The 7,630-nt window shown below is 60.6% G+C and carries 6 protein-coding genes; 2 read left to right on the forward strand and 4 right to left on the reverse strand.

Annotation, left to right across the window (positions count from 1 at the left end; all coding sequences use genetic code 11):
• Nucleotides 1–2 precede the first annotated feature (2 nt).
• Together fmdA and HX783_RS01735 are read right to left on the reverse strand one after the other, a co-directional pair.
• Entirely contained in the window at nucleotides 3–1,232 is a 1,230-nt protein-coding gene (gene fmdA, locus HX783_RS01730; protein ID WP_138815133.1) for a formamidase, read from the reverse strand.
• Nucleotides 1,233–1,354: 122 nt separating this feature from the next.
• On the reverse strand, nucleotides 1,355–1,825 hold the full coding sequence (locus HX783_RS01735; RefSeq protein WP_177015723.1) for an Lrp/AsnC family transcriptional regulator: 471 nt from the start codon (nucleotides 1,823–1,825) through the stop codon (nucleotides 1,355–1,357).
• A 123-nt stretch (nucleotides 1,826–1,948) separates the two neighbouring features.
• Between HX783_RS01735 and HX783_RS01740 the strand changes: the two genes are divergently transcribed.
• Both HX783_RS01740 and HX783_RS01745 read left to right on the forward strand, forming a co-directional pair.
• Nucleotides 1,949–3,193, forward strand: a complete 1,245-nt coding sequence (locus HX783_RS01740) for a methionine gamma-lyase (protein ID WP_159955860.1) — start codon at nucleotides 1,949–1,951, stop codon at nucleotides 3,191–3,193.
• 231 nt (nucleotides 3,194–3,424) lie between these two features.
• On the forward strand, nucleotides 3,425–4,102 hold the full coding sequence (locus HX783_RS01745) for a helix-turn-helix transcriptional regulator (RefSeq protein WP_177015724.1): 678 nt from the start codon (nucleotides 3,425–3,427) through the stop codon (nucleotides 4,100–4,102).
• A gap of 128 nt (nucleotides 4,103–4,230) precedes the next feature.
• Here the strand turns inward: HX783_RS01745 and HX783_RS01750 are convergent, their stop codons facing one another.
• Both HX783_RS01750 and macA read right to left on the reverse strand, forming a co-directional pair.
• On the reverse strand, nucleotides 4,231–6,189 hold the full coding sequence (locus HX783_RS01750) for a MacB family efflux pump subunit (protein ID WP_177015725.1): 1,959 nt from the start codon (nucleotides 6,187–6,189) through the stop codon (nucleotides 4,231–4,233).
• Between the two features lie 3 nt (nucleotides 6,190–6,192).
• A complete protein-coding gene (macA, locus tag HX783_RS01755) occupies nucleotides 6,193–7,344 on the reverse strand; it encodes a macrolide transporter subunit MacA (RefSeq protein ID WP_177015726.1) in 1,152 nt (383 codons plus the stop codon).
• Nucleotides 7,345–7,630: the final 286 nt, after the last annotated feature.

Consider the following 7,630-nt stretch of genomic DNA (forward strand, 5'->3'; position numbering starts at 1 on the left):
GGCTACAGGTCCGGGGCGATGGGCAGGTCGATACTGCCGTCGAGGAATTTGGTCGGGCCGTTGGCATTGGGGTTGATGTCGAACTCGAAGATTTCCGTCGGCAGCCACAACGTGGCGCACGCATTCGGAATGTCCACCACGCCGCTGATATGCCCCTGCACCGGCGCCGAGCCGAGCAATGCATAACCCTGGGCCGGCGAGTAGCCAAACTTGGTCAGGTAGTTGATCGCATTCAAGCAGGCCTGGCGGTAGGCAACGTTAACGTCCAGGTAGTGCTGCTGGCCCTGCTCGTCCACCGAAATGCCTTCGAAGATCAGGTAGTTCTTGTAATTCGGCGTGATCGGGCTGGGTTTGAACACCGGGTTCTTGATCCCGTACTTGGCCATGCCGCCCTTGATCAGCTCGACTTTCATGTGCACCCAGCCGGCCATTTCGATAGCGCCGCAAAAGGTGATTTCGCCGTCGCCCTGGCTGAAGTGCAGGTCGCCCACCGACAGCCCGGCGCCGTTGACGTAGACCGGGAAGAAAATCTTCGAGCCACGCGACAAATCCTTGATATCGCAATTACCGCCATGCTCACGCGGCGGCACCGTGCGTGCGCCGGTGGCCGCGGCGTCGTCACGGGCCTGGCCCTTGAGCTTGCCCATGTGCGCGGTGGCAGCCAGTGGCGCGTTGGCCAGTGGCGGTACGCGGGTGGGGTTGGTGTCGATCAGTTCCTGCTCGCGGCGGTTCCAGTCGGCGAGCATCACCGGGTCGGGCAGGCAGCCGATCAGGCCGGGGTGGATCAGGCCGGCAAAGTTAACCCCCGGGATGTGCCGCGAGCTGGTGAACATGCCCTTGAAATCCCAGATCGCTTTTTGTGCGCTGGGGAAATGATCGGTGAGAAAGCCGCCGCCGTTCTGCCGCGAAAAGAAGCCGTTGAAGCCCCACTGCGAATCCGCCTTGGCACCGATGTCGAGCAAGTCCACCACCAGCAAATCACCCGGCTCGGCGCCGTGCACACCCACCGGGCCCGACAGGTAATGCACGGTGGACAGGTCGACGTCACGCACATCACTGGCGTCGTCGTTGTTCTTGATCGCGCCGGCGGTCCAGTCGTAGGTTTCCAGGATGAAGTCATCACCGGGCTTCACCCAGCACGCCATGGGGATATCCGGGTGCCAGCGGTTATGGATCTGCTCGTTCTCGGTGACGGGCTGGTTGAGGTCGACTTTGATCAGCGTTTCGGTCATGGACTGGCTCCTGGACGGATGACGGGATGCGTTCAATCCAGTCTCGTGGAGCCAGGTAAAACGGGGAATACGTTGGATGACGTATGAGCGACCGCCAGCGCGGAAAGCAGACAGCACGAGGATCAGCCCGGCAACGGAATCACCCGCAACCGCCGCACCGACTTATACGAAAAACTCGAATAAATCTCCTTGACGCACGGCAACGTCTGCAACACCTCCCGGGCAAACTCGCCAAACGACTCCAGGTCCCTGGCCACTACCTCCAGCAAAAAGTCATAGCGCCCCGATACGTTATGGCACGCCACAATCTCGGGAATCTCCAACAGCCGCTGCTCAAACGCCCGCGCAATCTCCTGGGTATGGCTTTCCATCATGATGCTGACAAAGGCCGTCACCCCATACCCCAACGCCTTGGGTGACAAGATCGCCTGGTAGCCGCTGATCACCCCGCTCTCTTCCAGGCTGCGTACTCGCCGCCAGCACGGCGACGTCGTCAACGAAACTCGATCAGCCAGCTCGGCCACGGTCAGTCGGGCATTGCCTTGCAACGCGTTTAAAAGAGCCTTGTCAGTGCGATCCAAATTGACGGGCATATCTTGCCTCTATTCATTATTTTTATGGATGTTTCGTCCCTTGGCGCGGGATTTGGCAGCAAATTTTGCAAATTTCTACTTGAGTTATGAGCATAGCATTGTAGGAAATAAGGAGCGCCCGACATGAACAATAAACACAATACATTCGGCTTTTCCACCCGCGCCATCCATCACGGCTATGACCCCAAAGACCACCACGGCGCCCTCGTGCCGCCGATCTATTTGTCCGCCACTTTCGCGTTCCCCACAGCCGAATACGGCGCCGCCTGCTTTGCCGGTGAAGCCAGCGGGCACTTCTACACACGTATTTCCAACCCGACCCTGGCCCTGCTCGAATCACGCATGGCCACCCTGGAAAACGGCGAGGCGGCCGTGGCCTTCAGCTCCGGCATGGGCGCCATTGCAGCGACGTTCTGGACCCTGTTGCGCCCAGGCGACGAAGTAATCGTCAGCCAGACCCTCTACGGCTGCACCTTCGCCCTGTTGCACCACGGCATCGGCGAATTCGGCATTAAGGTGCGCCATGTCGACCTCACCGACCTCGCCGCCTTGCGCGCGGCACTGTCGCCCGCCACGCGCATGATCTACTGCGAGACACCGGCCAACCCCAACCTGCGCCTGGTGGACATCGCCGCCGTGGCCCAGCTCGCCCACGCGCAACCCAACATCACCGTGGTGGTCGACAACACCTATTGCACGCCGTACCTGCAACGGCCGCTGGAGCTGGGGGCTGACGTGGTGGTGCATTCGGCCACCAAGTACCTCAGCGGCCATGGCGATATCACCGCGGGTATTGCCGTGAGCAACCACGCCTTGGCGCAACGCATCCGTCTGCAAGGGCTCAAGGACCTCACCGGTGCGGTGATGTCGCCCCAGGATGCATCCTTGCTGATGCGCGGCCTCAAGACCCTGGCCCTGCGCATGGATCGCCATTGCAGCAATGCCCAGGCAGTGGCCGAAGCCTTGCAGGCGCACCCGATGGTGCAATGGGTGACCTACCCTGGCCTGCGTTCTTTCCCACAGTACGAACTGGCGGCGCGGCAGATGAGGCAGTCCGGCGGCATGATCGCCTTTGAGCTCAAGGGCGGGATTGAAACGGGCCGGCGCTTCATGAATGCCCTGAAGCTGTTCACCCGCGCGGTCAGCCTCGGCGATGCCGAATCACTGGCCCAGCACCCGGCCAGCATGACTCACTCCACTTACACCCCAGAGGAGCGCGCGCAGCACGGTATCAGCGAAGGCCTGGTGCGTTTGTCGGTGGGGCTTGAGGACATCGCCGACCTGCTCGCGGATGTGCAGCAGGCGCTGGCCAAATGCGCCCGCGCCGCGCCACGTCAGGCGAGGATAGAAGAGCACGCCGTAAAATAAGGCCTACGCGCCAGGTAATGCTTTCCCACGCAGGATGGTCGGACAGGTCCGACCATCCTTATGCATTTTTAATCTGATTTTTTCCAGATTGGATCCCCCTCATCTCGCGATGCTGTACTAGCATACGTCTCGGCGGGAGCACTATCACTGTAGGTTATTCATACACGTTACCTTCTTAAACCCCGTCGCTATAAGGCTGGATACCTACACTCGAAACTCATGGACGAATTGATGAACTCACACCTGTTCCCACATATAGGCAAGGTCATCGCCAGCACCGGCAGTCGCCACTTCCCACGTATGCTGCACGACCTGATCCTCACCCAACTGGCAGTGGACGCCACCCATATCACCCAATTGCGGGTGAGCGCCGAAGGCCAAACCCGGCGCCTGATCAGCCCGGTCTACACCGATTCGGTGGTGGCTTTAGGTGAAGAGCAACCCGCCGCGCAACTGCACCTCACGCGCCGCAAGGACGACATGCGCTACGTGCTGTCGGTGTACCGCGCGCACCACTCCGAGAGTTTTTCAGCGCAGGAACGCAGCATGCTGCAGGACTTCTCCACGCTGTTGCTGCCCATGGTGGAAAAACACATCACCGCGATCCAGCCGTGCCACCCGAACAGCGAACCGCTGGTGCCGGAAAGCCAAGGCCTCGAAACCCTGCGCCGTCGCATCGAAGAACGCCTGGTGCAATCGGGGCTGACCCTGTCCAAGCGTGAGCTTGAAGTGTGCGTCGGCCTGCTGGCCGGGCGCACTGCGCCGGAGCTGGCGGAGCAACTGGCGTTGAAGGTCAACACCATCGAAAGTTACCTCAAGCGCGCGGCGATCAAGCTGGGGATCAGCGGGCGGCATTCGTTGTTGCGGTGGATGTATGCGACGGATGAAGGCGCAGCCAGCCCCCTGTAAATCACCACAAACCCTGTGGGAGCTGGCTTGCCTGCGATAGCGGTGGGTCAGCTGACACAGCTGTCACTGATAGACCGCTATCGCAGGCAAGCCAGCTCCCACATTTGATAGGTGTTGCCAGGGACAAATCAGTCCCTGGCCAACGCCTCAATCGGGTCCAACCGCGCCGCATTCCTGGCCGGCACAAAACCAAACACAATGCCGATCATCGTCGAGCACGCGAACGCGGTGATGATCGAGCCCAGGGAGAACACCATCTCCCACTCCTTCACAAACAACGAAAACAGATAACCGATTGCGAACGACAGCGAGATCCCGATCATCCCGCCGATCAGACACACCATCACCGCCTCCACCAGGAACTGCTGGCGAATATCCGATTGCCGTGCGCCCACCGCCATGCGAATACCAATTTCGCGGGTACGCTCGGTCACCGACACCAGCATGATATTCATCACGCCAATGCCGCCCACCAGCAACGAAATCACCGCAATCAGCGACAACAGCAGTGCCAGGGAGCGGCTGGTTTTCTGCACCGTCTGCATGATGCTGTCGAGGTTGTTGGTAAAGAAGTCCTTGGTGCCATGGCGTTGCAGCATAAGTTTATTGACGTTGTCTTCCACCACCTTGCTCGGCTGGCCATCCTTGATGCGCACCGTGATGCTGTCCAGATGACGCTGGCCCAGAAGCCGCCCCGCAGCGGTTTCGTAAGGCACCCACACGTTCAGCGCCTTGCTGGCGGCGAACATGTTTTTGTTGTCGGCCGTCACGCCAATCACCGTGCACGGCAAGTTGCCCACCAGGATCACCTGGCCCAACGGGTCGACATTCGGGCCGAACAGGCGATGCCGGGTGTTGTGGTCGATCACCACCACCTGGGCCTGGCGGCGCGCGTCGCTTTCACTGAAGGCGATCCCGGCCTCCAGCTTCAACCCTTTGACCTTGAAGTAGCGGTCGCTGACGCCATTGACCTGCGCATCCAGATCGATATTGCCAAAACGCAGCAACAGGTTACGACCCACCACCGGCGTGGCGCTGTCGACGTAATACAGCTGGTTCAACGCCTCCACATCCGAGGGCATCAACGTCTCGATCGCTGACGCGCGGCTGTCACCAAAGCTGGTGCCGGAAAAGATATCGATGGTGTTGCTGCCGATCGCCTGGATGTCCTTGAGCACATAGCGTTTGGCGCCCTCGCCGATGGCCGAGATCGACACCACCGAGGTGATGCCGATGACAATCCCGAGCATGGTCAGCAAGGTGCGCATGCGATGGGAAATCAGCGCGACCCAGGCCATGTTGAAGGCTTCCTTGAACAACCCCAGGCTCGCCACCAGCCGGCGTGCGCCGCTGCGTCGGGTTTCTATCGGGGCCTCGCCGGGCAGCTCCAGGCCGACGCTGTCGTTGGCCTTGTCGCTGACAATCTCGCCGTCGCACACCTCGACAATACGCTGGGCATTCGCCGCCACCTTGGGGTCGTGGGTGACGATAATCACCGTGTGCCCGGCCGCGTGCAGCTCGGCGAGGATGCGCATCACCTCCTTGCCGCTGTGGGTGTCGAGGGCGCCGGTGGGTTCGTCGGCGAGGATCACTTCACCGCCGTTCATCAACGCACGGGCAATACTCACACGCTGCTGCTGGCCACCGGAAAGCTGGCTCGGCCGATGAGTCGTGTGCCCCGCCAGGCCCAGGCGCGTGAGCAACTCGCGCGCGCGGCTGTGGCGTTGAGTCTCCGGCGTACCGGCATAGATCGCCGGCATTTCGACGTTGTGCAAGGCACTCAGGTGCGCGAGCAAATGGTAGCGCTGGAAGATAAACCCGAAGTAATCGCGGCGCAGTTCCGCCAACTGTTCATCGCCCAGCGAGCGGGTTTCGATGCCATTGATCTTGTAGCTGCCGGCGGTGGCGTAATCCAGGCCGCCGAGGATGTTCATCAGGGTCGATTTACCCGAGCCGGAAGCGCCGATAATCGCGACCATTTCCCCGGCATGAATCGTCAGGTCGATGCCTTTGAGCGCAATGAATTCGCGTTCGCCGGCCATGAAACTGCGGGTGATGCCCTTGAGTTCCAACAGGGGTTGGGTCATGGCTCAACTCCCCGCCACAGCAGGCGTGGCGTCACCGATCACGACTTTATCGCCCTCGGCCAGGCCGTCCAGAATCTGCACTTTGACGTTGTTGTTAATCCCGGTCTTCACAGTGCGCGACACGGCTTTGCCCTTGGCGTCGAGCACGCGCAGCGAATAGCTGCCATCGGCATTGCGCGCGCCAAGTGCCGCCACCGGCACCATCAACGCGGCCTGGGCGGTGTCGAGCACAATACGCACCTGGGCGGTCATGGCGATGCGCAGGCGATGGTCGGGGTTGGGCACGTCGAACAACGCGTTGTAGAACACCGCGGTGTTCTGCTTCGGCGTGCCGGCGGTCTGGGTTTCAAGGAAGTTCTGCGGCGCCGGCTCCGTACCGCGCAGCTTGGCGTAGTAACGCTTGTCGGCCTCGCCGAGGATGGTGAAATACACCTGCTGGCCGGGGCTGATGTGAATCACATCCGCCTCAGACACCTGGGCCTTGACGGTCATGGTGTCCAGGTCCGCCAGCTTGAGCAGCACCGGCGCCAACTGGCTGGCGATCACGGTCTGGCCTTCCTGGGTGACAATGCCGACCACATCGCCGTCGATGGGCGCGACGATGCGCGTATAGGCCAGGTTGACCTTGGCGGTGTCGATCTGGATATGCGCGCTTTTGATTTGCGCGTCCAAGGACAACAAGTTGGCCTGCTGCACCTGAAAGGTGGACTCGGCATCCTCGAAATCCTGACGCGAAACCGACTCGTCAACCTGCAAACCTTTGTAGCGTTCATAGACGGACTTGGCCTGCTTGAGCTGCGCCGCCGTCGCCCGGCGTTGGGCCTGCAGGTTTTCCTCATCCACCTGGGCTTTGCGCAGGGTGTTCTGCAGGATCAGCGGATCGATTTCGGCGAGCCACTGGCCCTTTTTCACCTTGTCGCCGACCTTGACCTTGAGCGACTTCAACTGCCCGGACACCTGGGCGCCGACGTCAACTTGCTTGACACCTTCAAGCAAGCCGGTGGCTAACACCGCGTTTTCAATATCACCGCGTTCAGCCGTGGCGGTGAGGTACTGCGGGGCATCGGCGGGTGCTTGCACCGTGTACACGACAAGACCAATGGCAACCGCCAACACCGCGAGCATTCCGAGTTTGCGAAACTTTGACTTTTCCATAAATGACCATAAAAAGATGAAGAGGGCCTACAGCGGGCAGTGTTAAAAAATGTGGGAGCGGGCTTGCTCGCGAAAGCGGAGTATCAGAGACAAATTGGTTGGCTGACACTCCGTCTTCGCGAGCAAGCCCGCTCCCACATTTGGATCTCCATGCATCAGGAACGGAGTACTCGGCTTTTGATTTGCTGTTGATCTTGATCTTGACCTTGATCTGGCTTTTGATCTCAAGCGCCCCGTTAAACCACGCTGNNAACCCGGCAGGACGCCGGGTTAGCCGCGCTGGGCC

This window comes from Pseudomonas sp. D2002 (assembly GCF_013385735.1).
In the GTDB taxonomy this organism is placed as follows: Bacteria; Pseudomonadota; Gammaproteobacteria; order Pseudomonadales; family Pseudomonadaceae; genus Aquipseudomonas.